Origin of the sequence: Mesorhizobium sp. M0060 (assembly GCF_040323155.1) — a bacterium.
GTDB lineage: Bacteria > Pseudomonadota > Alphaproteobacteria > Rhizobiales > Rhizobiaceae > Mesorhizobium.
In genome coordinates, this window is record NZ_JAMYUP010000003.1 from 131,332 (window position 1) to 157,756 (window position 26,425).

Consider the following 26,425-nt stretch of genomic DNA (forward strand, 5'->3'; position numbering starts at 1 on the left):
CGGCAGGCGGATGAGGGGCGGCGCGACAGCCGATATGCTTGCTTTATCTGTTCTTTGGCCACCGATTTCATGTCGTATCGGCGCTCCCGTCAAGCGCCGGTATGGTTTTTGTCTCAATCCGGCGCTATCGATGGGACAGTGGGGTGGGGCTATGGTCGAGGAACGCAAGGGGTTTCGCCTGTCGCGGCGGTTGCTGCTGGGTGCGGCGGTAGTCGGCGGCGCGATGCTGTGGGGCGGGACGACCGTGGCGCGGCTGGCGCGTGGTCCGTCGGGGCAGAAGAATTCCGGGCGCATCGCCGACATTGACGGCATCGACCTGGCGCTGAAGCCGCTGGAGAACGCGCCGGCGTACGATCCATCGCTGCCATGGCTGACCAAGGGTGGCGACATCAACGATGCCAGCGGCCTGTCGGTGACGCCGGTCTACGGCGTCGTCGAAGTCAGCGAGGAAGACCACATTGCGAGCGCGCTGGGCTTTGCCCGGGCCAATGGCCTAAAGATCTCGGTCGCGGCGGTGCGCCATTCGATGGGCGGCCACGCCTTCGACGACAATGCGCTGGTGCTCGACATGCGCAAATTCAACAAAGTCGGCGTCGATGCGGCGGCGAAGACGATGACCTTGCAGCCGGGCGCGCGCTGGCACGACATCCAGGACCTTTTGCACCCGCGCTTCGCTGTGAAGGCGATGCAGTCGACCGACATCTTTTCGGTCGGCGGCTCGCTGTCGGTCAACGCCCACGGCATGGACCATCAGGCCGGCTCGGTCGCCGGCTCGATCCGCTCGATGCGGGTGATTCTGGCCGACGGCTCGGTGACGACCTGCTCACCGACCGAAAACACCGAGCTGTTCCGCCACGTCGTCGGCGGCTACGGCCTGTTCGGCGTGGTGCTGGAGGCGACGCTCGACATCGTCGACAACGCCGTCTACCGGACCTCGCGCGCGATCATCAAATCGGACGATTTTCCGAAATTCTTTGCCGAGGTGCTGGAGCCCAACAGGGACATCGGCCTGTTCTACGGCCATTTGTCGACGGCACCGGGCAACTTCCTCGAAGACATGATCGTCTACCGCTACGACAAGGTGGCCGACCAGCCGCCGGCCGACCAGCCGGCAATCGGCGAACCGGGTTCGGTTGGGCTCAAGCGGGTGATCATCAACCTGGCGAAATGGGGCAGCCTGTTCCAGGAGCTGAAATGGTTCACCGAAAAGACGCTGGAGCCGAAATTCGAGAGCTGCACTGTGGCGCGGACGACGGCAATGGCCGAAGGCGAGGCCTGCCTGGTCACGCGCAACAACCCGATGCACGATTCAGTGCCCTATCTGTTCAACGACCTGCTCGACGAAACCGACATATTGCATGAATATTTTATCCCGCGGGCAGCCTATAACCCGTTCATCGCGGAAGCGCGCGAGATCCTGCGCAACCAGAGCCTGCCGGTGCTCAACGCCTCGGTGCGCATCGTCCACAAAGAGGATGTGGCGCTGAATTATGCGCCGGAGCCGGCCTATTCGCTCGTGCTCTACATCAATCAGCCGACCGACGCCGACGGCAATGCCAGGATGCGGGCGCTGACAAGGGCGCTGATCGACGTGACGATCAAGCATGGCGGGCGGTTTTTCCTGCCTTACCAGCTCCATTATACGGGCAAGGAGCTGCTTGCCTCCTATCCGGAACTGCCGTCTTTCCTGGCGAAGAAGCGGCAATACGATCCGGGCGAGCTGTTTTCGTCTACTTTTTATCGCGCCATCAAAGCACTGATCGGAACGGCCTGAGGGCCGGTTACAGACCGTCAGGCAGTTTCGCCGCCAGCCAGTTCGCCGAGCGCTTGGCGATGCCGATCGTTGCCGATGCGGCGCGGCCGAGATCGCTCTTGACCACGGCGTAACCGGTCGTCGTGCGGTAGAGCATGGCGCGGCCGCCATCGACCGCCGCTTCGTAGGCGACCGGCCGGACGGCTTCTGTTTCCGTCGCCGTCGCCTGCGTTCCGACCGCAGCGCTGGGCCGATGGCTCAGTTCCGATGGCAGCGGATCTGTCGCGGCCGTGCTAGCCGTCGTCAATTCAGGCTCGGAAGCGGTCGCGAGCTGCGATGACGAAGACGAGTTCTGTGTCCGGCAGATGCCCGAGACCAGCGGATAATCGAAATTGCGCTCGTGCAGCATCTGGCTTTTCATCGCCGCTTCGCATTCTGCGATGGTCGACCATTTGGCGGGCGTCTCGCCGATATACTCGCAAAGCCTGGCGTCGCAGTCGCAGCCGACGATGGTCATGGCGACAAGGGCGGTCTTGATCACGGTCTTGTCCCTTCGAGTTGCCTGGCGCATGTGCGCAAGATCAAAGTGCTACGGCGTCATCAATCGTTGCGGAACAAGGCGGGATTTGGCCGCGATTGTGGAATGAGCGTGGCGGAGCATCACGCAACGTCTTGCGGAGGCCGGCTGTGACCGAAAGGCCTCAGTAATCGTAGACGTGTTCGAGCCTGGCGCCTGCCGTCATCAGCGCCGGCAGCACGATGTGCAGCTTGCGCACGGCGACGGTCAGCCCGGTGCGGCGCGTCGCTGGCTCTGCCGGAAGCGGATAGCTGAACAAAGCGCGCGCGCCTTCGGGAACATTGATTTCGTCATTGGAAAGCATGGTGAGCATGATCTCGTCATTGCCGCCGATCTCGACGAAGGAGACGCCCTTGTCGATCAGGCGCGGGATCATGTCGGTGAACACCTGATAGCGCTTGGTGACGAAGATCGCGCCGTCGGCGCCGAGATCGCGCTCCAGCAAGGTGTCGGGTTCGTTGCGCGTCACTTCGCCGACCGGACCCTTGGCCCAGACATGAATGTCAAGCAAGGCCGGATCGGTGGTGGCGGCGAGCGCCGACTTGATCAGATCGGCATAGCCCTGCTTGATCGTGTCGGCGAGGCCGAAGGCGAGCTTGCGTTCGCCGGTGCGGACGGCGCTGTCGTCCGCTGCCGGCTGGACGCCAAACAGGCCGGCGCGCTTTTCGGCGTACGGAAACTGGTACCACGGCACCTGGTCGAGAAAGCCGGCATAATCGGCCGCCACCTTGGCCTGGTAGATGTCGACGGCGGTTCGCTTGCCGGCGGTCGCCTCGGTGATGCGGCCGACCGTATTCTCATACGCCCACTGGATGGCGTGCTCGATCGTGTGGCTGGTGCCGATGATCACCAGCATCTGGTGGTTGTCGAGGTTGAACTTGTAGGCGGAACTGGCGCGGATGACCGTCGCATAGTCCTGCCAGAAGCGGCCGATATAGGAGAGATAGGGAAAACCGCTCGGCTGGTTCTTGTCGACGAAGCCGGCATATTCGCGGGCGGCGTAGACGATGGCCCATTCCGGATAGGTGAGAAAGGTCGATTCCTCCGGCCGCTGGTAGCCGGGGATTTCGGCACGGACCTTGTCGGCCAGCGCCTTCGGCGGGGCACCCACGGCGATGCCCGGCAATGGTGTTGTGTCCAGCGACGGCGTCGTGAGAAAGCCGTAGGCCAGCCCGGCGATCGGGATCAACACGACAATGACGACGAGCCAGAGGATCGCCTTGATGATGCGCTTCAGCCAGCGGAACAGGAACATGGCCGGTCAGGCCGTGGCGAAATGGTCGTAGACGCGTTTCGACAGCCAGAACCCGACATAGACGGCGAAGCCGCCGATGACGATGTGCGGCAGGTTGGCGAAGAAGCGGGCCGGAAATTCGATGTCGTTCAAGGAGCGGAAGCCGTTGATGAAGATGCCGCCATCGAGGCAGCCGGAACCGGTGACCAGCCCGAGCACGCCGTCGAACAGATAGACCGAGCCGAACAGCTTGAAATAGAACACCGCCTGGCGGTGCGAGATGAAGGCGGCGGCCAGCGCCCAGACGCCGGAGAAGGCGTGCAGCAAATCATCATACCACTGCAGCGAGAACAGGCCGAACAGATTGCCGCCGGCATCGTTGAAGGCCGGCACATAGCCGATGGCAACAACACCGAAGAACAGGAAAGCATAGGCAACAGCAAGCTTTTGGATGAGCGTCATGAAATGTCCCCCTGCCGTCAGCCCTTTCAAACGGCCCCCGACGGCCAATGGATAGTAGCTGATTTTGGCGTGGGGTGAAGCGTCGCCGGCAAAATCGTCAGGCGGAGCCACAAAGACAGTCGGCGCCGGGATTTCTCCCAGCGCCTCCCTGTCAGATCAGGACACGGTCGCGGCAGCAACTCCCGAAAGATGTCGCGCCATGCCGGCCTTGATTTTGACGGTCCTGCCAGTCGCCGCCCGAGGGCAGCGTCCGTTCCGGACCACGCCGGTCTCCACTCTTGCGAGCTTTGCCCAGCGCGCCATCGAAGGTTTTTGCCGTCCTTCATGGCAGCATCGGTCCGCCGTCGGCGTTCGCACGCTTTCCGCGGCCCCGTAGGTCTCGGCTTCCATCCCTCCAACAGGCAAGCCTGTTCTCGTTCAGGGCCGTACGGGCCTCAGGAAATCCGCCGTTCCGCTTTGCCTTTCGGCGTGGCGATCGGTAGCCGCCTGAGATGGGTTTAATGTACGGGGGATAAGCGTTTGGCGAAACTGCCGCAAGCCTGTGAATAGCGGGATTATCGGGGACTGACCCTGCCAAAATAGCGACTTTCCGATCTCTGCCGCCGCCGGCCGGGATTTGCCGCCTCGATGCGGAAGCCGCATTGTCGGACATTCGATCTTGCCCCGCGGGCCGGCGCGGGCTTCAATGCCGGCAAATGATTGGAAGGCGTGTTCGATGGCCTTGGGGAGGCAGGCTTGAAGGTCGCGGTGGTTCTCAATCCGATCGCCGGCGGCGGCAGGCTCAAGCGGCATTGGCCCGAGGTTGCGGCTTCGTTGAAAAGACATTTCGGCGATTTCGAGCTGCGTGAAACGCAGGCCGAGGGCGATGCCGAAAGGCTGGCGCTCGACCTTGCCGCCATCGGCTTCGAGCTGGTGATCGCGGCCGGCGGCGACGGCACCGCCAGCGAGGTTGCCGACGGGCTGCTGAAAGCTTTCCGGGAAAGCGGCCGGACGGCCGAGCTCGGGCTGCTGCCGTGCGGCACCGGCATCGACTTCGCGCGCGGGCTCGGCCTGTCGAACAACGTCGACCTGACGCTGAAGCGGATTGCCGAGGCCAAAGGGCGCAAGGTCGATGCCGGCTGCACCAGCTATGTCGACGACCACGGCGCGCTGGCCAGCCGCCATTTCATCAACATCGCCAGCCTGGGGCTTTCCGGCGCCACCGACCGCGCGGTCAACGCCGACAAGCGCAAGGGCAAGGTTTCGGCCAAGGCACTGTTCTACTGGCGCACGGTCTGGGAGTTCCTCCGCTACCGGTTCCAGGAGGTTGCGATCACCGTCGACGACGGTGCCCCGGTCGAGGCGCGCATGGCGCTGGTGGCGGTGGCCAACGGAAAATTCTTCGGTGGCGGCATGATGATCGCGCCCGACGCCGAGCTTAACGACGGCGAGTTCGACATCGTCATCCTGCGCGCCGCCGGCAAGCTGAAGCTGATCTGGGACATTCGCCTGCTCTATGGCGGGCGGCACCGCAACCATCCGGCGATCACCATCCTGCGCGGCAAGAAAGTGGTTGTCGAGCCGCTCGGCGATGTGCAAAAGAACGCCGCGCTGATCGACATAGACGGCGAATCGCCGGGTCGCATACCGGCAACCTTCGAGATCCTGCCCGGCGCATTGACGCTGAGATATTGAATCAAGCTGTTAAAACTTTGATTCAGTTGACTGCGGCTCTGGTTCCGGCGATCTCTCCAATCGACTGAAATCGATTGATAATCCGGCCAATATCAACTTGCGAGTTTAGCCGGGAAACCGAGTGCGCGCAGGTCGGTGCCGACGGCATCCTCGAGCAGTTTGACGATCATGGTCGACCAGGCGCTGCCGCCATAGGCCTGCTTGCCTTGCCTGAAGATTGCGTCGACGCGCGAGGCAAGCTCGAGCGGCACGCCGAATTTTTCACCCATGCCGAGGGCGAAGCCGAGATCCTTCAACGCCAGGTCCATGGTGAAGCCGATGTCGTAGGAGCCGTTCAGCACCAGCTGGCTTTCGGTCTCATGGACGAAGCTGTTGCCGGAGGAGGCGACGATGGCGTGATAGGACTGGGCAAGGTCGAGCCCGCCCTTTTTGGCCAGCATCAGCGCTTCGCCGGCGGCGACCAGATGGATGAAGGCCAGCATGTTGGTGATGACCTTGATCACCGCCGCCGAGCCGACCGGACCCATCAGGAACGAGCGCGCGCACATCGCCTCGACGGCCGGGCGGTGGCGAGCGTAGAGTGCTGCGTCGCCACCGACCAGCGCGGTGATCTGTCCGACGGCTGCCAGATGCACGCCGCCGGTGACCGGGCATTCGAGCGTCTCGACGCCTCTTGCCGAGGCGAGGGATGCAAGGCGCACGATCTCGTCTTGGCCATTGGTCGACATCTCGATCCAGCCGCCGCCTGCGGGGAGGCCTTCGAGCAATCCGCCGGGGCCGGCCAGCACCGCCTCGCTGACCTGTGGCGATGGCAGGCAGGTGATGGCATTGCCGGCCAGAGCGGCGGCCTCGGCCGGGCTCCCGCCGGCATCGGCACCAAGCACCACCAGCCGCTCGACGGCCGCCGGGTCGCGGTCGAATACGGTGACGGCAAAGCCGTTGCGGATCAGGTTGGCGGCGAGCTGGCTGCCGAGATGGCCAAGACCGATGAAGGCATAGCTCCGGCGCGCGCTCACGGCATCAACGGCGTCTGCATCATCTGCAAATGCAGGTCCTTGCCGGTCCAGGGATGCGCCTCGCAGACGGCTTCGTCGAGCTCGACGCCGAGGCCTGGCTCCTTAGACGGGATGACGTTGCCGTCCTGCCATTCGATTTTCTTCTTGAGCAGCTTCTCGTGAAAACCGTCCCACTGCTTCAGCGATTCCAGAATGAGGAAGTTGGGCAGCGTCACCGCGAGCTGGATGTTGGCGGCGCCGACGATCGGTCCGCAATAGCAGTGCGGCGCGACCTGGATGTGATAGGCCTCGGCCATGGCGGCGATCTTCTTGGTTTCGAGAATGCCGCCGGAGCGCCCAAGGTCCGGCTGAAGAATGGTCGCCGCACGGTTCTCGATGACGCGGGCGAATTCGAACTTGGTCGTCAGCCGCTCGCCGGTGGCAATCGGGATAGACGTGCCGCGCGCCACCTGAGCCATGACCTCGGGCATGTCGGGCGGCACCGGCTCCTCGAACCACAGCGGATCGTAGGGTTCGATGGCGCGGGCGAGGCGCAGCGCACCCGAAGCTGTGAACTGGCCGTGGGTGCCGAACAGGATATCGGCGCGAGTGCCGACCGCCTCGCGGATCGCCTTGACCATGCGGGCGGAGAGGTCGATGTCGACGAGGCGCGGCTGGTGGCCGTCAAAGGCGGTGTAGGGACCGGCCGGGTCGAGCTTGACGGCGTTGAAACCCTGCTCGACATATTCGAGCGCGCAGGCTGCAGCCAGATCAGGATCGTTGTAGACGTTCTTGCCGCGCGCATCCTCCGAATGGACGCTGCCGCTGTGCGGGTAGAGGTAGGTATAGGAACGCAGCGTTTCGTGCACCTGGCCGCCGAGCAGCTTGTAGACCGGCTTGCCGGCCTCCTTGCCGATAATGTCCCAGCAGGCGATTTCCAGCGCCGAGAAACAGCCCATGCCCGACACGTCGGGCCTCTGGGTGAAGCCGGACGAATAGGCGCGGCGGAAGAAGTTCTCGACATCGTGCGGATCGCGGCCGACGAGATAACGCTCGGCCATGTCCTCGATCATCCTCGCCGTGACATGGGCCGAGAAAGTGGCGTTGTAGGCCTCGCCATAACCGACAACGCCGCCATCGGTGGTGAGCTTGACGAAGATGAAATACTTGCCGCCGATGCCAGGTGGCGGATTGCCGACCACCCAGGTCTTGACGTCGGTGATTTTCATTTTTGATCCTCCAGAACCAGTTCGGCGCCTTTCCATCCGGTCATGATAGCGGCGGCGTTGGTGTTGCCGGTGATATTGTCGGGAAAGATCGAGGCATCGATGACGCGCAGGGCTTCGAGGCCATGCACCTTCAGGCGCGGATCGACGACGGCGCGCGCCGGGTCCGGCCCCATGCGGCAGGTCGAGACCGGATGATAGACCGTGCCGGAGCGCTTCCTGAAATCCTGGATGAGATCCGCATCGGAGGTGATCGACGGACCCGGCAAAACCTCCTCCTCGATGATCTCCGCCATCGCCGGCATCGATGCGATCTTCCTGACGAATTTCACCGCCGCCAGCATTTCGGCGACGTCTGCCTCGGTCGAAAACGCGTTGGCGACGATTTTGGGATGATCGCGCGGATTGGCGGAGCGGATCATGATTTCGCCGCGGCTCGACGGCCGGCAATTAGAGAGGCCGATGGAAAAGCCCGGCCACGGATCGGGCGTCAGGATCGGGCGCTCGCCGCTCTTCGGAATGACGGTCGAAAGGGCCTGGAAATAGAGCTGCATGTTGGGCCGTGCCGCGGCCGGGTCGGTGCGGAAGAAGCCGCCGGCATTGTTCATCGACAGCGACAGCGGACCCGACCGCAGGAGGACATATTGCATGCCGACCAGGAGCTTGCCCCACCACGGACGCAGGATCTGGTTGAGCGTCGGCTGCCTGCCCTTGAAGGTGTAGTTGATGCCGACATGGTCCTGCAGGTTTGCCCCGACATTCTCGTTGGCGCAAATGACGGGAATGCCGAGCGCACCAAGCAACGCCGATGGGCCGATGCCTGAAAGCTGCAGCAATTGGGGCGAATTGACCGAACCGCCCGACAGGATGATCTCGCGGCCGGCGCGGGCGGTTTTCGTCTCTCCATTTTGGAGATACTCGACACCGACGGCGCGCTTGCCCTCGAACAGGATTTTTGTCGCCAGCGCGTTGATCTCGACGCGGACATTTTTGCGCTTCATCGCCGGGCGCAGGAAGGCGCGCGCCGCCGACATGCGGCGGCCGTTCCTGGTGGTGATTTGATAGACGCCGACGCCTTCTTGCGTGGCGCCGTTGAAATCCGGGTTGAGCGGCAGGCCGGCCTGGTTGGCGGCTGCGAGATAGCGCTTGGTGAGCGGATGGACAGAGGTCGAGCAGTCGGTGATATGCAGCGGCCCTCCGACGCCGCGCCATTGATCGGCGCCGGCCTGGTTGTCCTCCAGCGCCTTGAAAGCGGGCAGCAGGTCGTCGAAGCCCCAGCCGGGGTTGCCGGCATCCCGCCAGGCGTCGAAATCCTCGCGCGCGCCCCTGATCCAGACCATGGCGTTGATTGAACTCGAGCCGCCGAGCAGCTTGCCGCGCGGCCAGTGGTCGACATTGCCGGCAAGCCCGGGGTCAGGCTCGGTCTTGTAGTTCCAGTTGACCGCCGGGTCGAAGAAGGTCTTGCCGTAGCCGAGCGGCATCTGGACGTAGAAGCGGCGGTCGCTGCCGCCGGCCTCGAGCACCAGCACCGAGAAGCGGCCGGAAGCCGACAGCCTTTCGGCCAGGACCGAGCCGGCCGAACCGGAGCCGACGATGATGAAATCATAGGTCTGCATAGTGGCTACGGGCGGCTCCGGAATTCGGGCTCTAACCTAGACTTGGGCGCGGCGCGGCGTCGCCGGGTCTTCCGGCATCCGATGTGAAAAAAGCGACTGGTAACTTCGTTTGAATTTCGACTTTCAGCGCCAAGAAGATTGATGAAGACCTAACTTGCCCACGCATCGAGTTGATTGAGGACAGCAATCGCTGGATAGGATTTTCGGTTGGGATAAGCATGCCTATAATAGGCATTCCAATAGCTTGTGGCCCTGGTGCGCATCGTACGCGTTATGTTTCGGTTCTGTCGGACAAAGCTGGCATAGGCTGATGCGTCCAGATCAGGTACTGCCGCGTAGATATCTTCGGCGATTTCGACGACATATTCGCCCAACAGCAGAACGACGAAGGCGATGCTCCAACTTTCGTTCAGCGAAAGGATCACCCTGGCTGATTTCTGCCGCAAAAAGCCATCTGTCGATCGTGTCAGCAGGCAATGCGACGGAAACGAAAAGCCAAGGTGATGCTCTCGCACGCTTGGCAGAAAATGTAACCGATAAGGAATATAGATGCCCGCTCCATCAGAAATGAGATGCCGGGACGTCGTTCGGTAAGTGTCGTCGACAAAGGGCGTCAGCTCCTCCTCTGCCATGGTGGTCAACGTGCTGAATGGGAAAGCCCACTTCGCAACGCCTGAGAACGGCTTTCGTCGTGTGAACCAATCCACGTTGTGCCCCTGACCAAAGTTGAAACATCTGTATACCGGGATCACGTCGGCTGCGCGATGGCACTGCGACCGCGTCGACCCATTGCCGAATTTCAAGCCCCGCCATCTGAACTCAGGACGTTGGCCACGCCTTCGCCTGTGCTTTGTCGGCAAGCCCGTCCGAGCATCACGGGCGATGATCGGCAATCTGCTTGAAATGATAGCGCATGATCGGGCGGGCCGGCGTCCTGCGGGCAACGACCTTGAACCCGGCGCGCGCGAAGGCGGAGGCGTATCCGCTGCCGGAAGCGCTCGGCGATACGTCGGCGTCGAAAGGATAGGCTTCGAGTGCCGGAGCATTTGCGCGCCTTGCGACTTCCAGGGCCTGTGCAACCAGCTGGGATGTTACGCCCCGCCTTGCGGTATCGTTTTCGCACGTAGAGGCAGGACAGGGACTAGACTGGCCTGTCGTCCACGCGCTTGAGCTGCCATAGCCGATCGAGCCAGGGCAGGGCATCTCGCGGTTTCACCTGGCACCATCCGACAGCCGTATCGCCGTCGAAGGCGAGGATGCCCGGAGGCGGACCATGCTGGACGGCCTGCCGGAACGCTGCCCTGGTTTCCTCGCCGAGTCGCTTTCGATAAGAACGACCGATCCGCCCGTACATACACCAACAGCGACTGCAGACGGCGCTGTCACCGAACAGGCCCTCGAGCGCCGGCCACAGATCGGGCGTTAATGGGCGAATGCTGAGTTCCATATCAACCGTCATCCGCTACCTATGTTACCCAGTCTAGCCTGAGCTACGCGTTAATGCATCATAGGTTGCGGTCCATGCGCGCGATGTTCGAAAACGGGGTTTCACTCAGCATCCCTGTCGTGCTCCAACTCAGCGCAGAAAACCGAGCACGGCCTCCATGAACTCGGCAGGGTACTCGACGTTCGACAAGTGAACCGCGGGCAGGACAACCAGCTTCGCGCCGGGCACCGTCGCCGCGATTAGCTCGCTGTGACTGACGGCTGTCACAGTGTCGTGCTGGCCGGCTATCACGAGCGTTGGCCTGGAAATCAGCGCTATGGTTCGGCGAAGGTCCGCATCGCGAACCGCCGCAAACAGACCAGCCAGGCCTTGCCGATCTATGGCCAGCAGCATGGTGCGAAATGCCTCGATGACGGGCTCGCCGGCCGCCAGCATTTTTGCAGGGAACCAGTTACCCAGGAACATCTCGGCGGTTTCGGACATGTCCGGCGCCTGCAGCACGGCGGCAATCCGCTCGTCAAACTGCTTTGCCGGTCCGAGGTAGGATGAGGTGTTGCTCAGGATCAATCGCTCGATCCGCTCCGGCGCGTGGATGCCGAGCCACTGCCCGACGAAGCCGCCCAACGACAAGCCGAGGAAGTGTACGCGTTCAATGCTCAGGGCATCGAGCAACTCGATCACGTCGCGGCCAAGCCGGTCGAGCGAATAAGCACCGGCCGGAACGCTTGACCCTCCGTGGCCGCGAAAATCATAGCGCAGAACACGGAAATGCTTCGACAGCTCGTCGACTTGCATGTCCCACATCCGCAGCGTGGTGCCGATGGAATTCGACAGCATCAGCACGGGCTTCCCGGCGTCGCCGTCGATGCGATAGGCGATGCGCGCGCCATCGCCGACGGTCACGAAATCCAGCTCATTCATGGTGAATATACCTTCCTCTTTGAAGCGTTGGATGTGGCAAGCCTAGCTGCGGCGCGCTTTTGATTATATTACAAAGATAGGACTATCTCTGTAATAGAGGCTGACATGGCTGAATTCACCCTGCACGACCTGCAATGCTTCGATGCCGTGATCCGCTGCGGCGGCTTTCAGCCTGCGGCGGCCATGCTGCATCGCTCGCACCCGGCGGTGTTCGCAGCCGTTGCAAAGCTGGAGCGGCAGCTCGACCTCGTCCTTTTGGATCGCGGCGGCTATCGCGTGCGCCCCACCGAGGCAGGGCTGTCGTTCCATCGCAGGGCACAATCGCTGCTGCGCGAGCTCGAGGGCTTGCGGCTTCATGCTGCTCAGCTGTCAATGGGCGAAGAAAGCGAGATCCATGTGGTGGTCGGCGACCTGTGCCCGCGCCCGCAGGCACTGGGCATGCTCGGACGATTCTTCGCCCAGTGTCCGGGCACACGCCTGCATCTGCATTTCGAGGCGGTGGGCGGCCCATGGGAGCGCCTCTTCGATGACGAAGCCGATTTGATTCTGCACTGGATCGACAGGAGCGACCCGCGGGTGGAATGGATCGATCTGTGCAAGGTGCCATTCCTTCCCGTAGTGGCGTTGGGCTTTCTGCCGGAGCGCATCAAGCACCCAATCACACCGGATCAGATGCACGCGCTCACCCAATGTGTCATGCGCGACACGGCCCGCCATTCACCGCAACAAGACTACTTCATGATCGAGGGTGCGCCTCAATGCATGGTGGCCGATCAGGGCATGAAGAAGGAAATTATCCTGCAGGGCCTCGGGTGGGGCCACATGCCCCGTTTCCTGATCGAGGAAGAACTGCGCGACGGACGCCTGCAATCCATTGCCGGTCGTCATCTGCCAGGCCGTACTGAGGAGTTGGTGGTGGCGCGCCGCCGCGACCGGCCGCACGGGCCGATCTCGAACCGTCTGTGGGATTATATCGAGCAAGAGGCGCCGACGTTGCGCCGAGCGCTCGAACGTCGGACACCTATCCGGCACGCAAAGCAAGGGCTCGGCATCGAGTGAATTCTTCGAGGCCGTTCAGTCTATCCGTAGGTAGAACCGTAATTCCTATATTGTTGTTATCTCAGTCCTTCGTTAGGGTCTGCTGCATCTGACAAAATCGGCGACGCTCACGTGAAGAGTCTCAAATGCGCCTCATCTTTTTATTGCCGCTTCTCGCATCTCTCGCGTCGTCGACCGTTTTGGCGGAGGAGGTCTATCACAACGTGGCCAGCCAAGATTCATTGGCTCGCGCCGACATACTCGGCCGCATGATGAACGCGCTGACGAGACACAAAGAATTTGACGACAAGTGCGACTTGGTTCCGCTGATAGACATGAAGGCATTCGAAAATTACTACAAGAAGCTGACTTGGAGCCTTAGTCCTTCAGACCTCGCGCTGGTACAAAAGCACTACTCCGACGCACAAACCACTTGGAGCGCCAAAGGCGGCGGGATACCCGGAACAGAGTGTGATGACCTTAGCTATGAAATTCTAAATTTCGATATTGGAACTCCGAATCCCCGCGACGAGATGCTAAGCCTACTCAATGCGGCGCCGCGTGGCAGTTCACAGTACCAAATCTACGCAGCGGCGACGGCATGGGGTGGGTATCTCCAAGGTTTCATCACCTGTCCCGATTACTATGTCAGTTCGAACGCCGTGGATAAGATCCAAAAAAGTAATAGGGACGAGTTTCGAGTCCCATACCTATTAGCAAGGATGGCCGCCGTTAAAGCCGCTCCTGATTGTCGAGATATAGAGCCTTTCGCACGTGATGGCGGGGTGTATCGCCCTAGAAGCAAGTGAGAAGTCCATCGATTACGCACTCTATCGTTAGTACGTGCGCCGCGCACCATACCGGCAACCCAGGTGCGGAGAGCGCGTTGACGTATCATCGTCCCGCCGATACGGATCGGGACAATCGATCGCAAAGGTTTTTCAGCATGGTGCATTATGCGGACGGGCGGCCGATCGGCGATCTGACGCTCAGGACGCTGGCCATGCCTTCCGACGCCAATGCGGCAGGCGACATTTTTGGCGGCTGGGTGATGGCGCAGATGGATCTCGCCTGCGGCATCCGCGCCGCCGAGCGCGCCAAGGGCCGCGTGGTGACGGCGGCGGTGAAGGAAATGTCCTTCGCCAAGCCGATGAAGATCGGCGACACGCTATGCATCTATACGCATGTCGAACGCGTCGGCCGCACCTCGATGACGCTCAAGGTCGAGGCCTGGGCGCAGCGCTATCTCTCCGACCTGATGGAGAAGGTCACCCATGCCGACTTCGTCATGGTGGCGCTGGACGGCGAAGGCAAGCCGAAGGCTGTTCCGGCCGAAGGCTGACCCGGCCTGATTCCAGAAGACGGATTTAAACAGCCGTCTCTCCCGCGCGGGGGATGCGGACAGCGATCCCGCGTGGTCTTTGGCTAACGGGTTCCCGCATGCGCGCCTGCAGCGCGACCGACGGGATCTTGGGAGGAAAGACAATGCGTCAACACATGCTGAACGCTGCCCTGGCGGGTGCCTTTGCAGCCTTGCTCTGCCTGTCGTCCGCAAGCGCTTTTGCCGAGGTCAAAAAAGGCGATCCAGGCGCCACCTGCACGTCGGAAAACCGCACCATCAACGGGCAAGCGGCCAAGTGCGAGATCTGCAAGGCGACGAAGTGCGACACCAGCGGCACGACTGTGAGCAATTGCCGCACAGAGACGACCACGACCTGCACGGTCGGCGGCAGGGTGGTCAACCCCAACCCGAAATTGAACCAGATCGAGAAGCTGCCGAAGGGCAAGATGCAACTGAAGAAGTAGCGCTCATCCGGAAGGTCCCGACAAGCTGAACCCCTTGCAGCGCAAGGGTTCAGCTATGCATGGCGTCGAATTTTTCGCGCGCGACCTTGACGCGCTCGGTGTTCTTGCGCGCCCATTCGCCGAGCGCACCGACCGGCACCAGAAGCTCGTAGCCAAGATCGGTCAATTCGTAATCGACACGCGGCGGGATGGTCGGGAACACCGTGCGCGTGACGAAGCCGTCGCGCTCGAGCCCGCGCAAAGTGGTGGTCAGCATCTTCTGTGAAATGCCGCCGACGGCGCTGCGCAGTTCATTGAAACGGAACGGTCCGTTACCGAGCTTGCCGACGACGAGCACCGTCCATTTATCGCCGACGCGCTGCAGGATTTCCGAGACGGCGCGGCAATCCTCGGTGCGGTGCGGGTGCCTTGGTAACAAAAAAGTGCCTCCTTGCACATTGAGCGACCAGTTACTCATATAGCTCAGGTATCTAAATGATACCAGTATTCCCTGCAAGGAGAGCCCTCTATGTCAAAACCCAAAATCGCCATCATCATTGGTTCAACCCGCGCGGCGCGCTTTGCCGACGTCCCGACCCAATGGATTGCCAAGATCGCCAGGTCGCATGCCGACATCGACGTCGAAGTCGTCGATCTGCGCGACTTCCCGCTGCCGTTCTTCGATGAGGTTGCATCCTCCGCCTGGGCGCCGTCGCAGAACGAAGTGGCGCAGCGCTGGCAAAAGAAGGTCGCCGGATTCGACGGCTTCATCTTCACCGCCGCCGAATACAATCATGGCCCGACGGCCGTGCTGAAGAACGCCATCGACTACGCCGCCAACGAGTGGAACAAGAAGCCGGCCGGCTTCGTCGGCTATGGCAGCGTCGGTGGCGCGCGTGCGGTCGAGCAGCTGAGGCTGCATGCGGTCGAATTGCAGATGGCGCCGGTCAAGTCCGCCGTCCACATCGCCTGGGGCGATTTCCTTGCCGTCAAGCAAGGTGACAAGAAGCTCGACGATTTCGAGCACCTGAACCAGGCGGCAACCGCGCTGGTCAACGACATTGCATGGTGGGCCAGGGTGCTGAAAGCGGCGCGTCAGGCCGATGCCGTCGCCGAGGAAGTCAAGGCGGCCTGAGAGCAGGTTCGAACAGTCCTCCCAAGGATTAATTCTCCCAAGCATTAGGGCGGCGCATGCGCCGCCCTTTTTGTTCACACGGCATGTGCGCCCTGCGCTTGCCGTGGCCTGATGATGCAATCGGCAAGGCGGTCCATCTCATTCAGCTCGTCGGCGTGGTGCTGGCCCCATTCGCAAAGTGCCAACAGGATAGGCTCGAGGCTGACGCCGAGCCGCGTCGCCGAATATTCGACGCGCGACGGGATCTCGGCAAAGATTTCGCGGCGGACGAGGCCGTGCTCTTCCATTTCGCGAAGCTGCTGGATCAGCACTTTCTGGGTGATATCGGGCATCAGCGCCTGCAGCGCCGACAGCCGCCGGGGCCTGTCGAAGAGATGGTAGAGGATGACCGCCTTCCAGCGGCCCGAAATCACTTTGAGCGCGCGCTCCGCCGGCAGCATCGGCAGTCTCTTGATCAGCTTGGGCATGGTCACCTCCCGGTCAGCAGCGCACAAATCGGTGTGTAGTCGAAGCCAGGCAGATAGTGGCAAACAGCGGCCGATGCCAATAGCGATCGGTGCGTGCGATGAGAGCCATTCAACTAAGCCGTTTCGGCGGGCCCGACGTTCTCGAAATAGTCGAGGTGCCGAAGCCTGGGCCGCAAGCCGGCGAGGTCCTGGTCCGCGTTCATGCGGCGGGGGTGAATTTCTTCGAAGTGCTGATGCGCGCGGATCGCTATGCCGTGACGCCGCAATTGCCGATGTTCCTTGGCGTCGAGGCTACCGGGATCGTGGAGGCGCTCGGGCAAGGGGTGGATGCTTCCTTGCTCGGCGCGCGCGTCGCGGCGCCGTTGTTTGCCTCAAGCCGCCCGTTTGGCGGCTATGCCGATTATGTGACGATCGACGCAAGCCTGGCCGTGCCGTTGCCCGATGCTCTGTCGTTCGAAGATGCGACGGCATTGATGGTGCAAGGGCTGACGGCATTGCATCTATCGCGGCAAAGCCCGCCCAGCGCCAAATCGGTGCTGGTCGCGGCTGCCGCGGGCGGCGTCGGCTCCCTGCTTGTCCAGCTTGCGAGGCGCCAGGGCGCAGGCCTCGTCTTCGCGGCTGCCGGCAGCAAGGCCAAGCTCGAGCTTGCTTTGTCGCTGGGAGCCGACGCTGCCGTCGACTACAGCAACGCGGATTGGCCGGGGCGCGTCCGGGAAGCGGCAGGCGGCGCCGGCGTCGACATCGTCTACGACATTGTCGGCGGCCCGCTGACGGCGGCCGCGCTGGAGGCTCTGGCGCCGTGCGGAGAGGTGGTGTTTGCAGCACTTGGTAGATACGCGCTCGGCGCCCCGGAGATGGAGACGATGATCGGCCGCAACCAGTCGCTGAGAGGTTTTGCGCTGCTGCCGCTGCTGTCTGCCGATGTGCTGAGAGCCAGCCTTTCGGAGCTTTTCGATCTGGCCGCCGGTGGTGAGCTCGTGATGACCAAAGGCGGCAGCTTCCCGCTCGACCAGGCCAGCCAGGCGCATCGCCTGCTGGAGGAGCGCGGCGCGACCGGCAAGGTCGTCTTGATAGCTTAGTGTCGTGATCGGCTAGAGCCGTCCACACGCCGATCGTCGATTCTGACCGTTTTGCGCGGCACTCTCGCCGTGATGCTGCGACGTTACGATGCATTCGTTGGCAGCGCAGACACGGTGCTCGGCAAGGAGCCCAGGGTCCGGGGCTTGTGCCGTACAGACCGTCAGCGAACCCTGTAGAACGGATTCGGCAGCAGGAACAGCTTCTCGGCATGCCCTCCGAACAGGTCGGATGGCTGGTCACCGACATTGGCAATTATCGTGTAGCCGGCCTTTTCGATTTCGGCTCTTATGGGTGACTTGAAATCTGCGGCGGAACCATATTTGGCTCCAGGCTGGACCATGTAGAGTTGCTCATAGCCGGCATAGCCCGCCGACTGCAGGTTCTGTTCGGTTGCCTGACGCTGATCCTCCGGACGTCCGGTGATAAAGAATACTGCGACTTTCACCGCTCGCGCCTGCCGGAAGACCTCCAGCACAGGGTCGATAGCCGGATCCTTCGCAAGCTGATCCCAGGCGGCCCAGCCACAGGGACCGTCGATTGCGATGTCGCAGGCGCCGCCGATCGGGCGGCCGAAGTTGTCACGTGTGATCACTTCCCAGTTGGCCAAAGCCGTCTCGTCGATATCGAGCACCAGTGCGGGGCGAGGCACCTCCATTGCGCGCTTGACGACCCAATCACCTGCCTGCTTCGCCACTGCGGCAAGGTCGCGATCATAGTCGCCGGAATCATGATAATTGGCAGCCGCCAGCATCGCATCGCCGACATTGGCTGGCTGGGACGGGCTTGTGAGAAGGAGCGAGTCGGAACGCGCCGGCGCAGGAACATTTGTGCCAATCATCAGCACGATTGCCCCGACACGCGCAATTCTATTCCAACCAATCGCCCGCATCACGAGACTTTGCGGTCGCTAGAAGTCCATGTCAAGCGAGGCAAGGCACAGTTCTCGAAACTGCGACGCCGAAGTAGAAATTTCGAAACAGACGCCGAATATCTCTATGATTGCTGCAAGCTACACGATTTCCACAATCGCCGCTCAAAGTAGCCGCGCTGCTCGCGGTCTTTCCCTCCGGCAGGTGACGCACCGCCGAAATCTCCGGCGGAGGTGCGTCACCCGAAATCATAGCCAACACGGCCTTGGCCCAGCCCTACGCCGCCTGAACGATCTCGACCAGTTCAACGTCGAACACCAGATCCCGTCCGGCCAACGGATGATTGCCGTCGAGCTTGACGCTGGCGTCGTCCACGCCGACGACCGTTACCGGCATGGGGCGCCCTTCTGAGGTTCTGACCTGCAATCGAGTGCCGATATCAACGTTGATGTTGTCTGGCACGCGGGCGCGGTCGATGGTCATGACCGCTTCGGGGCGGTGGGGGCCATAGGCGGCGTCGGCGGGAACAGTGACGGTGCTTTTCGCGCCCACCTCCATGCCCTCGACATGGGTTTCAAGACCGGGGATCACTTGTCCTTCACCCAGCGTGAATTGCAGCGGTTCGTTGCCGGAAGAATCGAATTGGGTGCCGTCTGCCAGGCGTCCATTGTAATTGATGCGCACGGTGTCGCCATTCTTGGCCTGTGTCATGGTAGTCATCCTTTGAAAGGTTTTGAGGGGCCGGCCAGAGCTCACGGTCCCGTCCTCGATCATCCACGCACTCGGGTGCGCGGCGCGAAACGCTAAAACTAGGGACCTGGCTGCCGATGTAAACCCCGATTGGGCTACGCCGGCATGATCCGCCGGCGTTCGTCGCCTTCGGCAGGAGTGCGCCGGTCTAGCAGTCATACCGGCTCTACCCATTCAGGCGGCGTGCAAATGGCGGCTAGATCAGGTTATGGCCGCCATCGAGGCGGATTGTCTCGCCGGTCGTGAAGTCGCTTTCCATGAGGTAGAGGTAGGCGGCGGCGACATCCGCAGCGGTCGGAATTTTTCTCGAGGGCAACCGGGGCAGCCATGTCGGCAAAGAAGCCGGATTTGGCTTCTCCAACGACATCCCACATCGGTGTGTCGACCCATCCGGGTGACACGACATTGACGCGCGTCGGACCCAGTTCGAGCGCCAGGGCCCGGGCGAAAAAGCTGAACGAGCCGGCAATCGCGGAGACGACTGAGTCTCCCGGAATCGCCGGCTTGTCCTTGTTGATACCCGACGTGAATGTCATGGAGCCGCCGGCCCTCATCCGCTCCGCACCCCTCAGGATCTCAAACATCACACGCTGATCCGTGACAGCTTTCCGATCGACTGGGCGACCTGGCTGGCGAGCGCCGGGGTCGAGGGCGTGGACCCACAGAGCGGGATTACCTTTGACTCTGCCACCTTTGCCATGGAGTCGGCAGCACAAGGCGAAGGGGTAGTGCTCGGCCGAACCATGCTCGTTGCAGCCGACCTCGCCGCCCGGCGACTTGTCCGCCCCTTCGGCACGCCCTGAAATCCCCCTCCAGCTTCTATCTCGTCTACCCGCCGGAGGCGATCCGTCAGCGCAAAGTCAGGGCTTTTCGGGATTGGCTGCTTTCAGAAGTCACGCCGCAAATGGACTGACGGGAAGGCCGAGCCGAGGGGACAGGATCGCCTACCGGTCAATGTCCGCCAAACCGAGCGGTTACAATCTGCTCGCCCGAAATGCGGTGATGATCCAGGCACGCGAGTCAAAAAGCACACCGTCCGCGGTCAAGTGCGCATCCAACAGATCGCGCAACCGCCGCAGCGCCGCATCAACATCCACATCCGCGCGGGCCAGCATGCGTTCCCGCCTTGACGGCAGCCCTGAAGACCTCGTTGTGCCGTCGCAGTTCGGCGTCGTAAAACTCAGCGCAGTTCAACACCTTCGCACGCCTGTCTGGCTCGGCGGCGTTCCTGGCGCCGCTCTGATTTTATCGATGACCTCCTCAGCCGGGCGATGCACCGGCTTCCGCCTCGGGTCACCGCAAGAGTGTTAGCCGCGCCGCGCCGCCTCGATCGCTGCGACGTCGATTTTCTTCATCTCCATCATCGCCTCGAACGCGCGCTTTGCTTCATCGCCGCCGGCGGCCATTGCCTCCGTCAGCACGCGCGGCGTGATTTGCCAGGAGATGCCCCATTTGTCCTTGCACCAACCGCACGCACTTTCCTGGCCGCCATTGCCGACGATGGCGTTCCAGTAGCGGTCGGTCTCCTGCTGATCGTCGGTGGCGATCTGGAAGGAGAAGGCTTCGTTGTGTTTGAACGCCGGCCCGCCATTGAGGCCGAGACAGGGGATGCCGGCGACCGTGAAATCGACCGTCAGCACGTCGCCCGCCTTGCCGGACGGATAGTCGCTGGGGGCGCGGTGGACGGCATTCACCGAGCTGTCAGGAAAGGTCTCGGCATAGAAGCGGGCTGCAGCCTCGGCGTCCTTGTCGTACCAAAGGCAGATCGTGTTCTTGGCGATTGTCATTGCTGGTCCCTTTGCTTTTGAAATCAACCTGGCTTTTGAAGTTAACCCGGGCTTTTGAAGCCGATCCGGCCATTTTCCCACCCTCGGGCCGTTTCACAGCCAGCCTCGGCTTTGCACCAGAACATGGAATGCGCTTGTGCCATCTGACGTTCCGACAGCAACACCTGAACGGTAGCAAGGTATCACGGCTGGTGCTTTTAAGACCAGACGCGGGCAGTGACTCGAACGGGCGACGGTCCGCCGGGGCCTCGACCGGCGGACTTCACTTTTTTGTCTGGGGCAGCGCCGCTTTGCTCAAGGTCGTGCTGCCTTTCAGTTGGGAGCGGCGGTGCCTCAGAAGGCGCACAAGCAAGTTCCGTCTGCCCTTGCGCCGGACGAGATCGATATCGCTGACAAGTTTTGCGCCGCCCTCGCGCCGCTCCAATGTGATCTTGCGGCTATGGAAGGCTTCCAGCTCGGCGCGATGCGCTACGCTGATGATGGTGACCTTTGGCAATTCGCGAATGATCATCTCCATCATCGTCTCCTGGCTCTTTTCATCGAGTGCTGAGGTTGCTTCATCCAGCACTATGATATCGGGGCTGTGCAGCAGAAGACGCGCGAAGGCGAGCCGCTGCTTTTCGCCACCCGACAAGGTCTGGTCCCATGGCGCGTCGACCTCGATCTTATCGTTGAGATAGCCGAGTCCCACCTTGTCGAGGGCAGCCTTGATCATATCCAGCGTCCAGTTGTCGGCGGCGCCTGGATAGGCGACTGCGCGGCGAAGGGTCCCGGTGGGTATGTAAGGCCGTTGCGGCAACATGAACAACCGTCGGTTGGCGTGGATGTTGACGCTGCCGCTACCCCACGGCCACAGACCTGCGACGGCCCGCACCAGCGTGCTCTTGCCTGAGCCGGATTCGCCAGCAACGAGCACCCGCTCGGCTGGATCGATCACGACCTCGGTTTCTTTGACCACGGCGGTGCCGTCGTCGAGCGACACGGAGAGATTGTTCAGGCCGAGCATCGCATCGCCTTCTGTTTCGCCGCGCTTTATGCGTCCAAGGGTGTTGCTCTGTTCCGCACGCTCAAGCCCGTCGAGCGACATCATCAGCGAGGCGATGCGCCGTGCGCAGGCGTTCCAATCAGCGAGACGGGGGTAGTTGTCGACCAGCCATCCGAACGCGCCCTGCACGATGGCAAAGGCAGAGGCAGCCTGCATTACCTGTCCAAGTGTCATGCTGCCTTCGAGAAACTTTGGGGCGCAAAGCAAAACCGGCACGACTGGCGCAAACAGGCTCGACCCCTGCGACACCAGCGCTGTGCGCATGTGCTGGCCTGCAAGGAGCGCCCATTGCCTGAGCACATGGGCGAATGTCTTGTCGATGCCGCTACGCTCCTCCTCCTCGCCGCCGAGCAATGCGATACTCTCGCCGTTTTCCCGCACCCGCGTCAGCGTGTAGCGGAACTCGGCTTCCGCCTGATTTTTTTCCTCGGAGAGGTGGACGAAATGGCGGCCAATGACCGCCATCGAGGTGGACGTGATCGCGGCATACAGCACTGCGGTGATGACCAGGAAGCCGGGAATGGTGACGGTCGAACCTGCAATCGTCAGGGTCAGGGCCCCGCCGATCGTCCAGAGCACCACGATGAAGGTCGAGGCCGACAGAAATGCGACGATGACACCGGCGATGAAATCGACGGGCGATTCGGTGGCAATCCGCAAATCCTCCGCGATGCGGGCTTCGGGGTTGCTGTGGTCGCCGCCGACGAGGTTCAGCTGATAGTAGCGGCCGCTTGCGAGCCAACGCGCGATGACCGCGGTGGTGAGCCAGGAACGCCAGCGGCGCTGTATCGTCATACGAAAGAAGACTTGTGCCACCACAAGGCTTGCGCTTCCGAGCACGAGTGGCAGGAATACGCCGCTCAGCCAATATACGGTATGGGCATTGCGTTGCTCAATGGCGTCGAAAATCGCGCGGTTCCAGACATTGATCCCGTACTGGAAGCCGACATTGGTGACGATCAGGACCAACAGCCCGATCGTGCACGGCCAAGCGAGCCTATCGCCACTGCTGCCCCAGTAACCGCGCGCGCTGATCCAGAAACGCTTCAGCAGGTATCTCTTGCGCGCCTGCTCGGCCTCTTCAGGTGTCAGCTCAGGATCGGGTTCGATGAAATCCGGCGGCGGCGCGGCCTCGCCGACGACCTCAGACGCGACTTCGACAGTCGATTGCTTCTCCTGGCGCGACTTTTCAGTATCGCGCGATTTGGCGCCGTCGATCAATTTCGGCTTGAATTTAGCCTCGGACATCCGGCGATAACGGCTTAAAAATCAGAAGGTTTCATGATCTCCGCTCGAGATGCCGGCGTCTCTATAATTCGTTTCAGGCTTTCAAGATTCGTTCGCATGCCGCGTTCGAAGAAGCTGGACGCAAGCGGCGCGAGAAGTGCCATCGGCCCGGGAAGCCCCCTTTCCGCTGATCGAACCCTCAAGATGGAGATGCGTTCTGTTTCCCGTCGGCACCAGCCGAAAGCGATAGGTAAATGGTGTCGGCCCGTCCAAGCTTGATAAAGTCAGCAGTGCATCGGCGTCGAACTCCGTGACCTCCACGATATTTTCGAGGACCTGCCCGGCAAGGTCGCGGCTGAAGCGATAGCGGCTGCCGCGACCGACCGGGCCGGCCGTGAGCTTGGTCACCGACTGTACCGCCGAGTACCAGGCCGGAGCGGCTTCGATATCCTCGATATGGCGGAAGACGATCTGGGCAGGCCTGTCGATCTCGATTGATGTGTCGAACATTTGTGACTTACTCCTTCGGGAGATCGGATGATGGCCCATTGCGCCGGGCGATTGCGTTGCCGGCAGCTGTTCCCGCGACCAGAGTTCGCAGCAGCCCGACGGCGGTTGTGATCTCGTCCAGGGTGAGCCGCTGGCCCAGCCATCCATAAAGCCGGGATTCGACCTGCCGGATTTCGGCGGCGAGCCGGTGCCCCTCCTGTGTCAGCTCCAGCTCCACCTGCCGACGATCCTCGGCGTTTTCCCGCCTGACGACGAGCGCCCGCTCGACCAGCGTGCTTACCAGCCGGCTGGGACTGCCGGTCTCGCAGACCAGCAGCTTGCCAACAGCGTTGAGCGACATTGGTTCGCCGGCCTTCAGGCAGCTGATGACTTCAGCCTGGGAAGGGGTGACGCCAAGCGGGGAGAGCAAGTCGGTAAGCAGCCTGTTGCCTTCGCGCTGGGCACCGAGAATCAGGAATCGCAGCTCCTCTTCCGGGTTCATGCCGCCGCTCCCAGTTCGAACGGAGCGGTCACCAGCTGACGCGTCGCCAGCCGCACGGCGCCCTCCGGATCATGGGTTGGCAGATAGATCGTCGGCCGCTGCTCAGCGAGGTGCCGGACGGCTCTCAGGGTTGCAGCGGCAACCTTGGTATCGGGTCCCACCCCGTCCACCTTGCCGGCAAGCATCAGTGCCTGGTTGTACGACGTGTCGCCTGCGAGAAAGAGCGTCGCGTCGCCGTCCTCCACCAGCACCGAAAGATGACCGGCAGTGTGACCAGGGGTAGCGATCGCTATGACGTCGCCCGCGATGGTCAAGCGCTTGCTCGCCGCAAATGGACCGAATGGTCCATCGTCGAGCTCGAGCCGTGTGGGGTTGAACCAGTCGGGCCAGCGTTGCGGCAGGTAGCCGCGGAGCATTCCCATGAAACCCGACGCCGTGTCGATCTCACTGGGGGCGGCGAGTATCTCGCTATGTGGAAAGTGCACGAGACCCGCGTCATGGTCCATGTGCAGATGCGTGAGCACCACCCACTTGACGTCGCGCGGTCCCATGCCCAGGCTGCGCAGCTGCGGCCCGATCTCCTCTTCCGGCTCGATACGGTAGCGTACTTCCCAGCGAAAAAACGGATGCAGCGAGCGTCCGTGCCCGTTCAGCAGATGTGCCGCCTGTCCAGTGTCGACAACGATGACGCCCTCGTCGTGCTCGATGGCCCAGGCGAAGGTCGGCAGCCAGTCGGACCAGTTCCTGTCGGCAAAGATGCTGGCAAGCCCATGGCCGCGTCCCTCGATCTGGGCCGTCTTGATGCGGACCGATCCGGTCCGGATGGCATGTACCTTCATTTTCATTCTCCATTAGATGACGTGTCATTATATGACGCGTCGTGTATTAGGTGTCAATATGGGCCGAGGAGAAAGATCGGCGCGCTTGCGCTATGAGAATCGCGAGCATCTGCTGCTCGCCGCTGACGCCATGCCGGCGCTGAATTCCGGAACAAGGGCGCGATTTTGCCGTTGAGCCAGAAATTGGAAGCGATCCGCATGTCCGAATTGCCTAATGAAGAGATCGAAGGGCGGCTGAATGCCCAGCGCGAGACTTTGGCGCTGGTCATCGCGCTACTTGCCCGCCTGGACACGCCACCCGAGCGGATATGGGCCGAACTGGAGGCCCGTTTTCAGTTTCAGAACAGTCAGGAGGACCCCGGCGTCCTGCCAAGCCGCGCATTCGCCATCGAGGGTGCGAAGATGCGGGAGTTCAAGCTGATCGCCGAAGAAGCGCGAGCGCGCAATGCGGAATGGAACGACAGGGACAAGCCACAGGGCGCCAACTGAACCCCGGCGAGTGGATGCAGGACCGGCTATTTTGCGAGGGACCGAGCCGCGTCAGCTTTGCCCAAGAAGTGCACGCGCCAACTCTTCCCATTCCTCGTCAAGCGTTGAGGTCGACGGCGCGGCGTTGCTGCGGCGATACCAATATTCCGCATTCGACTGGTCGCCTTCCTTGCGATGGAGGTAGGCATGCACGTGCATGCCCGCCGTATCGTCGCGCTGCTGCGCGCATTCGTGCGCCTTAGCCCAATCGCCCTTTGCATCCCACCACAGCGCCTGCAGGGCAGGGCTCAAGCCGGCTGGTGGCTGTGGTTTTGCAATCGAATCCCTGAAGGTTTGCAGATCCATTTTTCCACCGTGGTGACATGCAGAGCGCCGATAATAGCCGCACCGGCAGCCGACCGATAGCGTGCATTGGGCGGGATGACTGGAATGGGTGTCAGGAGCGCTGAGAGCGGACGTCCGATAACCGCACGGCCAGACGCTTGATTCGGTGACGTGCATGAAATAGTGCGCACCACGACACCATGACGCTTGAGACAACGAGGATGAGTAGCGAGCCGATGACAGCCTCCGACAACCCGCGCCAATTCTACCACGGCACCCGGGCCGACCTTAAACCGGGAGACCTGATCGAAGCCGGCTACAGTTCCAATTACGGCGCGCGAAAGCAGGCGGCCTGGGTCTATCTGAGTGGCACTCTGGATGCGGCCATCTGGGGTGCCGAGCTGGCCACTGGTGACGGACGGGAAAGGATCTACATCGTCGAGCCAACCGGCCCGATCATGGACGACCCAAACCTTACCGACAAGAAATTCCCCGGCAATCCGACGCAGTCCTATCGCGCCCGCGAGCCGCTCAGGATCACCGGCGAGGTCACCGAGTGGCAGGGCCACTCCCCCGAGCGGCTGAAGGAGATGAAGGATCATCTCGAACGCCTGAAGGCGCAAGGCATCGAGGCGATCGATTGAATTGCCAAGCTTGGCCTTGGCGTACGGTCGGCGGCAATCGCATTTCTGCG

General features: G+C 62.0%; 29 protein-coding genes and 2 pseudogenes. 11 read left to right on the forward strand and 20 right to left on the reverse strand.

Annotated features, from left to right (window positions below):
* Positions 1–151: 151 nt before the first annotated feature.
* Positions 152–1,774, forward strand: a complete 1,623-nt coding sequence (locus NKJ94_RS04635) for an FAD-binding oxidoreductase (RefSeq protein WP_352523221.1) — start codon at positions 152–154, stop codon at positions 1,772–1,774.
* 7 nt (positions 1,775–1,781) lie between these two features.
* Here the strand turns inward: NKJ94_RS04635 and NKJ94_RS04640 are convergent, their stop codons facing one another.
* The 3 genes from NKJ94_RS04640 to NKJ94_RS04650 form a co-directional block, all read right to left on the reverse strand.
* A complete protein-coding gene (locus NKJ94_RS04640; RefSeq protein WP_352523222.1) occupies positions 1,782–2,294 on the reverse strand; it encodes a hypothetical protein in 513 nt (170 codons plus the stop codon).
* A 160-nt stretch (positions 2,295–2,454) separates the two neighbouring features.
* Positions 2,455–3,585, reverse strand: coding sequence for a hypothetical protein (locus tag NKJ94_RS04645; RefSeq protein WP_352523224.1), 1,131 nt, complete (start codon positions 3,583–3,585; stop codon positions 2,455–2,457).
* A 6-nt stretch (positions 3,586–3,591) separates the two neighbouring features.
* Entirely contained in the window at positions 3,592–4,026 is a 435-nt protein-coding gene (locus NKJ94_RS04650; protein WP_023719157.1) for a DUF4383 domain-containing protein, read from the reverse strand.
* Positions 4,027–4,761: 735 nt separating this feature from the next.
* Between NKJ94_RS04650 and NKJ94_RS04655 the strand changes: the two genes are divergently transcribed.
* Positions 4,762–5,700 (forward strand): diacylglycerol/lipid kinase family protein, encoded by a 939-nt coding sequence (locus NKJ94_RS04655; RefSeq protein WP_352523225.1) that lies wholly within the window; start codon positions 4,762–4,764, stop codon positions 5,698–5,700.
* A 92-nt stretch (positions 5,701–5,792) separates the two neighbouring features.
* Here the strand turns inward: NKJ94_RS04655 and NKJ94_RS04660 are convergent, their stop codons facing one another.
* The 5 genes from NKJ94_RS04660 to NKJ94_RS04680 all read right to left on the reverse strand — a co-directional run bounded on the left by NKJ94_RS04660 (position 5,793) and on the right by NKJ94_RS04680 (position 11,905).
* On the reverse strand, positions 5,793–6,716 hold the full coding sequence (locus NKJ94_RS04660) for an NAD(P)-dependent oxidoreductase (RefSeq protein ID WP_352523226.1): 924 nt from the start codon (positions 6,714–6,716) through the stop codon (positions 5,793–5,795).
* On the reverse strand, positions 6,713–7,924 hold the full coding sequence (locus NKJ94_RS04665) for a mandelate racemase/muconate lactonizing enzyme family protein (protein WP_352523227.1): 1,212 nt from the start codon (positions 7,922–7,924) through the stop codon (positions 6,713–6,715). Before NKJ94_RS04665 ends, NKJ94_RS04660 begins: the two co-directional genes overlap by 4 nt.
* Positions 7,921–9,537 carry a GMC family oxidoreductase gene (locus tag NKJ94_RS04670; RefSeq protein WP_352523228.1) on the reverse strand — a complete coding sequence of 539 codons (1,617 nt, stop codon included), beginning with the start codon at positions 9,535–9,537 and terminating at the stop codon, positions 7,921–7,923. Before NKJ94_RS04670 ends, NKJ94_RS04665 begins: the two co-directional genes overlap by 4 nt.
* A 149-nt stretch (positions 9,538–9,686) precedes the next feature.
* Complete coding sequence (locus NKJ94_RS04675; protein WP_352523229.1) at positions 9,687–10,244, reverse strand: hypothetical protein; 558 nt, start codon at positions 10,242–10,244, stop codon at positions 9,687–9,689.
* Positions 10,245–11,113: 869 nt separating this feature from the next.
* Positions 11,114–11,905, reverse strand: a complete 792-nt coding sequence (locus NKJ94_RS04680; protein ID WP_352523230.1) for an alpha/beta fold hydrolase — start codon at positions 11,903–11,905, stop codon at positions 11,114–11,116.
* Between the two features lie 105 nt (positions 11,906–12,010).
* On the opposite strand from NKJ94_RS04680, the gene NKJ94_RS04685 reads away from it, so the two are divergent.
* The 4 genes from NKJ94_RS04685 to NKJ94_RS04700 all read left to right on the forward strand — a co-directional run bounded on the left by NKJ94_RS04685 (position 12,011) and on the right by NKJ94_RS04700 (position 14,749).
* Entirely contained in the window at positions 12,011–12,964 is a 954-nt protein-coding gene (locus NKJ94_RS04685) for a LysR family transcriptional regulator (RefSeq protein ID WP_352523231.1), read from the forward strand.
* A gap of 125 nt (positions 12,965–13,089) precedes the next feature.
* Entirely contained in the window at positions 13,090–13,752 is a 663-nt protein-coding gene (locus NKJ94_RS04690; protein ID WP_352523232.1) for a hypothetical protein, read from the forward strand.
* 137 nt (positions 13,753–13,889) lie between these two features.
* Positions 13,890–14,285 carry an acyl-CoA thioesterase gene (locus tag NKJ94_RS04695; protein WP_023678380.1) on the forward strand — a complete coding sequence of 132 codons (396 nt, stop codon included), beginning with the start codon at positions 13,890–13,892 and terminating at the stop codon, positions 14,283–14,285.
* Positions 14,286–14,428: 143 nt separating this feature from the next.
* Positions 14,429–14,749: a hypothetical protein gene (locus NKJ94_RS04700; RefSeq protein ID WP_352523233.1), complete on the forward strand. Its 321-nt coding sequence runs from the start codon at positions 14,429–14,431 to the stop codon at positions 14,747–14,749.
* Positions 14,750–14,798: 49 nt separating this feature from the next.
* Here the strand turns inward: NKJ94_RS04700 and NKJ94_RS04705 are convergent, their stop codons facing one another.
* Positions 14,799–15,167 (reverse strand): winged helix-turn-helix transcriptional regulator, encoded by a 369-nt coding sequence (locus NKJ94_RS04705; protein WP_352523235.1) that lies wholly within the window; start codon positions 15,165–15,167, stop codon positions 14,799–14,801.
* Between the two features lie 90 nt (positions 15,168–15,257).
* Between NKJ94_RS04705 and NKJ94_RS04710 the strand changes: the two genes are divergently transcribed.
* A complete protein-coding gene (locus NKJ94_RS04710) occupies positions 15,258–15,863 on the forward strand; it encodes an NADPH-dependent FMN reductase (protein WP_352523237.1) in 606 nt (201 codons plus the stop codon).
* Between the two features lie 74 nt (positions 15,864–15,937).
* On the opposite strand, the gene NKJ94_RS04715 is transcribed toward NKJ94_RS04710, so the two are convergent.
* Complete coding sequence (locus tag NKJ94_RS04715) at positions 15,938–16,330, reverse strand: winged helix-turn-helix transcriptional regulator (RefSeq protein WP_352523239.1); 393 nt, start codon at positions 16,328–16,330, stop codon at positions 15,938–15,940.
* Positions 16,331–16,428: 98 nt separating this feature from the next.
* Here NKJ94_RS04715 and NKJ94_RS04720 point away from each other — a divergent pair, with 98 nt between their 5' ends.
* Positions 16,429–17,409, forward strand: a complete 981-nt coding sequence (locus tag NKJ94_RS04720; protein ID WP_352523241.1) for a quinone oxidoreductase family protein — start codon at positions 16,429–16,431, stop codon at positions 17,407–17,409.
* Positions 17,410–17,570: 161 nt separating this feature from the next.
* On the opposite strand, the gene NKJ94_RS04725 is transcribed toward NKJ94_RS04720, so the two are convergent.
* The 3 genes and pseudogenes from NKJ94_RS04725 to NKJ94_RS04735 all read right to left on the reverse strand — a co-directional run.
* The gene (locus NKJ94_RS04725) at positions 17,571–18,248 is read right to left on the reverse strand and encodes an HAD family acid phosphatase (RefSeq protein WP_352523243.1); all 678 of its coding nucleotides are present in this window, start codon (positions 18,246–18,248) and stop codon (positions 17,571–17,573) included.
* Positions 18,249–18,555: 307 nt separating this feature from the next.
* Positions 18,556–18,990, reverse strand: coding sequence for an FKBP-type peptidyl-prolyl cis-trans isomerase (locus NKJ94_RS04730; RefSeq protein WP_352523244.1), 435 nt, complete (start codon positions 18,988–18,990; stop codon positions 18,556–18,558).
* Positions 18,991–19,397: 407 nt separating this feature from the next.
* A pseudogene (locus NKJ94_RS04735) lies at positions 19,398–19,613 on the reverse strand (SDR family oxidoreductase); the annotation flags it as partial.
* Between the two features lie 9 nt (positions 19,614–19,622).
* On the opposite strand from NKJ94_RS04735, the gene NKJ94_RS04740 reads away from it, so the two are divergent.
* Positions 19,623–19,832, forward strand: a complete 210-nt coding sequence (locus NKJ94_RS04740; protein WP_352523400.1) for a LysR substrate-binding domain-containing protein — start codon at positions 19,623–19,625, stop codon at positions 19,830–19,832.
* 171 nt (positions 19,833–20,003) lie between these two features.
* On the opposite strand, the pseudogene NKJ94_RS04745 reads toward NKJ94_RS04740, so the two are convergent.
* From NKJ94_RS04745 to NKJ94_RS04770, 6 genes and pseudogenes are all read right to left on the reverse strand, one after another.
* Positions 20,004–20,111: pseudogene (locus NKJ94_RS04745) on the reverse strand (alpha/beta hydrolase); the annotation flags it as partial.
* Between the two features lie 225 nt (positions 20,112–20,336).
* Entirely contained in the window at positions 20,337–20,810 is a 474-nt protein-coding gene (locus NKJ94_RS04750; RefSeq protein WP_352523401.1) for a VOC family protein, read from the reverse strand.
* Between the two features lie 268 nt (positions 20,811–21,078).
* Positions 21,079–23,109 (reverse strand): ABC transporter ATP-binding protein/permease, encoded by a 2,031-nt coding sequence (locus NKJ94_RS04755; RefSeq protein ID WP_352523245.1) that lies wholly within the window; start codon positions 23,107–23,109, stop codon positions 21,079–21,081.
* An 81-nt stretch (positions 23,110–23,190) separates the two neighbouring features.
* A complete protein-coding gene (locus tag NKJ94_RS04760) occupies positions 23,191–23,598 on the reverse strand; it encodes an SRPBCC family protein (RefSeq protein WP_352523246.1) in 408 nt (135 codons plus the stop codon).
* Positions 23,599–23,605: 7 nt separating this feature from the next.
* On the reverse strand, positions 23,606–24,079 hold the full coding sequence (locus NKJ94_RS04765; RefSeq protein WP_352523248.1) for a MarR family winged helix-turn-helix transcriptional regulator: 474 nt from the start codon (positions 24,077–24,079) through the stop codon (positions 23,606–23,608).
* On the reverse strand, positions 24,076–24,918 hold the full coding sequence (locus tag NKJ94_RS04770) for an N-acyl homoserine lactonase family protein (RefSeq protein ID WP_352523250.1): 843 nt from the start codon (positions 24,916–24,918) through the stop codon (positions 24,076–24,078). Before NKJ94_RS04770 ends, NKJ94_RS04765 begins: the two co-directional genes overlap by 4 nt.
* A gap of 183 nt (positions 24,919–25,101) precedes the next feature.
* Here NKJ94_RS04770 and NKJ94_RS04775 point away from each other — a divergent pair, with 183 nt between their 5' ends.
* Complete coding sequence (locus NKJ94_RS04775) at positions 25,102–25,407, forward strand: hypothetical protein (RefSeq protein ID WP_352523251.1); 306 nt, start codon at positions 25,102–25,104, stop codon at positions 25,405–25,407.
* Positions 25,408–25,458: 51 nt separating this feature from the next.
* Here the strand turns inward: NKJ94_RS04775 and NKJ94_RS04780 are convergent, their stop codons facing one another.
* Positions 25,459–25,752: a hypothetical protein gene (locus NKJ94_RS04780; RefSeq protein WP_352523252.1), complete on the reverse strand. Its 294-nt coding sequence runs from the start codon at positions 25,750–25,752 to the stop codon at positions 25,459–25,461.
* 215 nt (positions 25,753–25,967) lie between these two features.
* Here NKJ94_RS04780 and arr point away from each other — a divergent pair, with 215 nt between their 5' ends.
* Positions 25,968–26,375 carry an NAD(+)--rifampin ADP-ribosyltransferase gene (gene arr / locus NKJ94_RS04785; RefSeq protein WP_502896062.1) on the forward strand — a complete coding sequence of 136 codons (408 nt, stop codon included), beginning with the start codon at positions 25,968–25,970 and terminating at the stop codon, positions 26,373–26,375.
* The last annotated feature ends 50 nt before the right edge of the window (positions 26,376–26,425 follow it).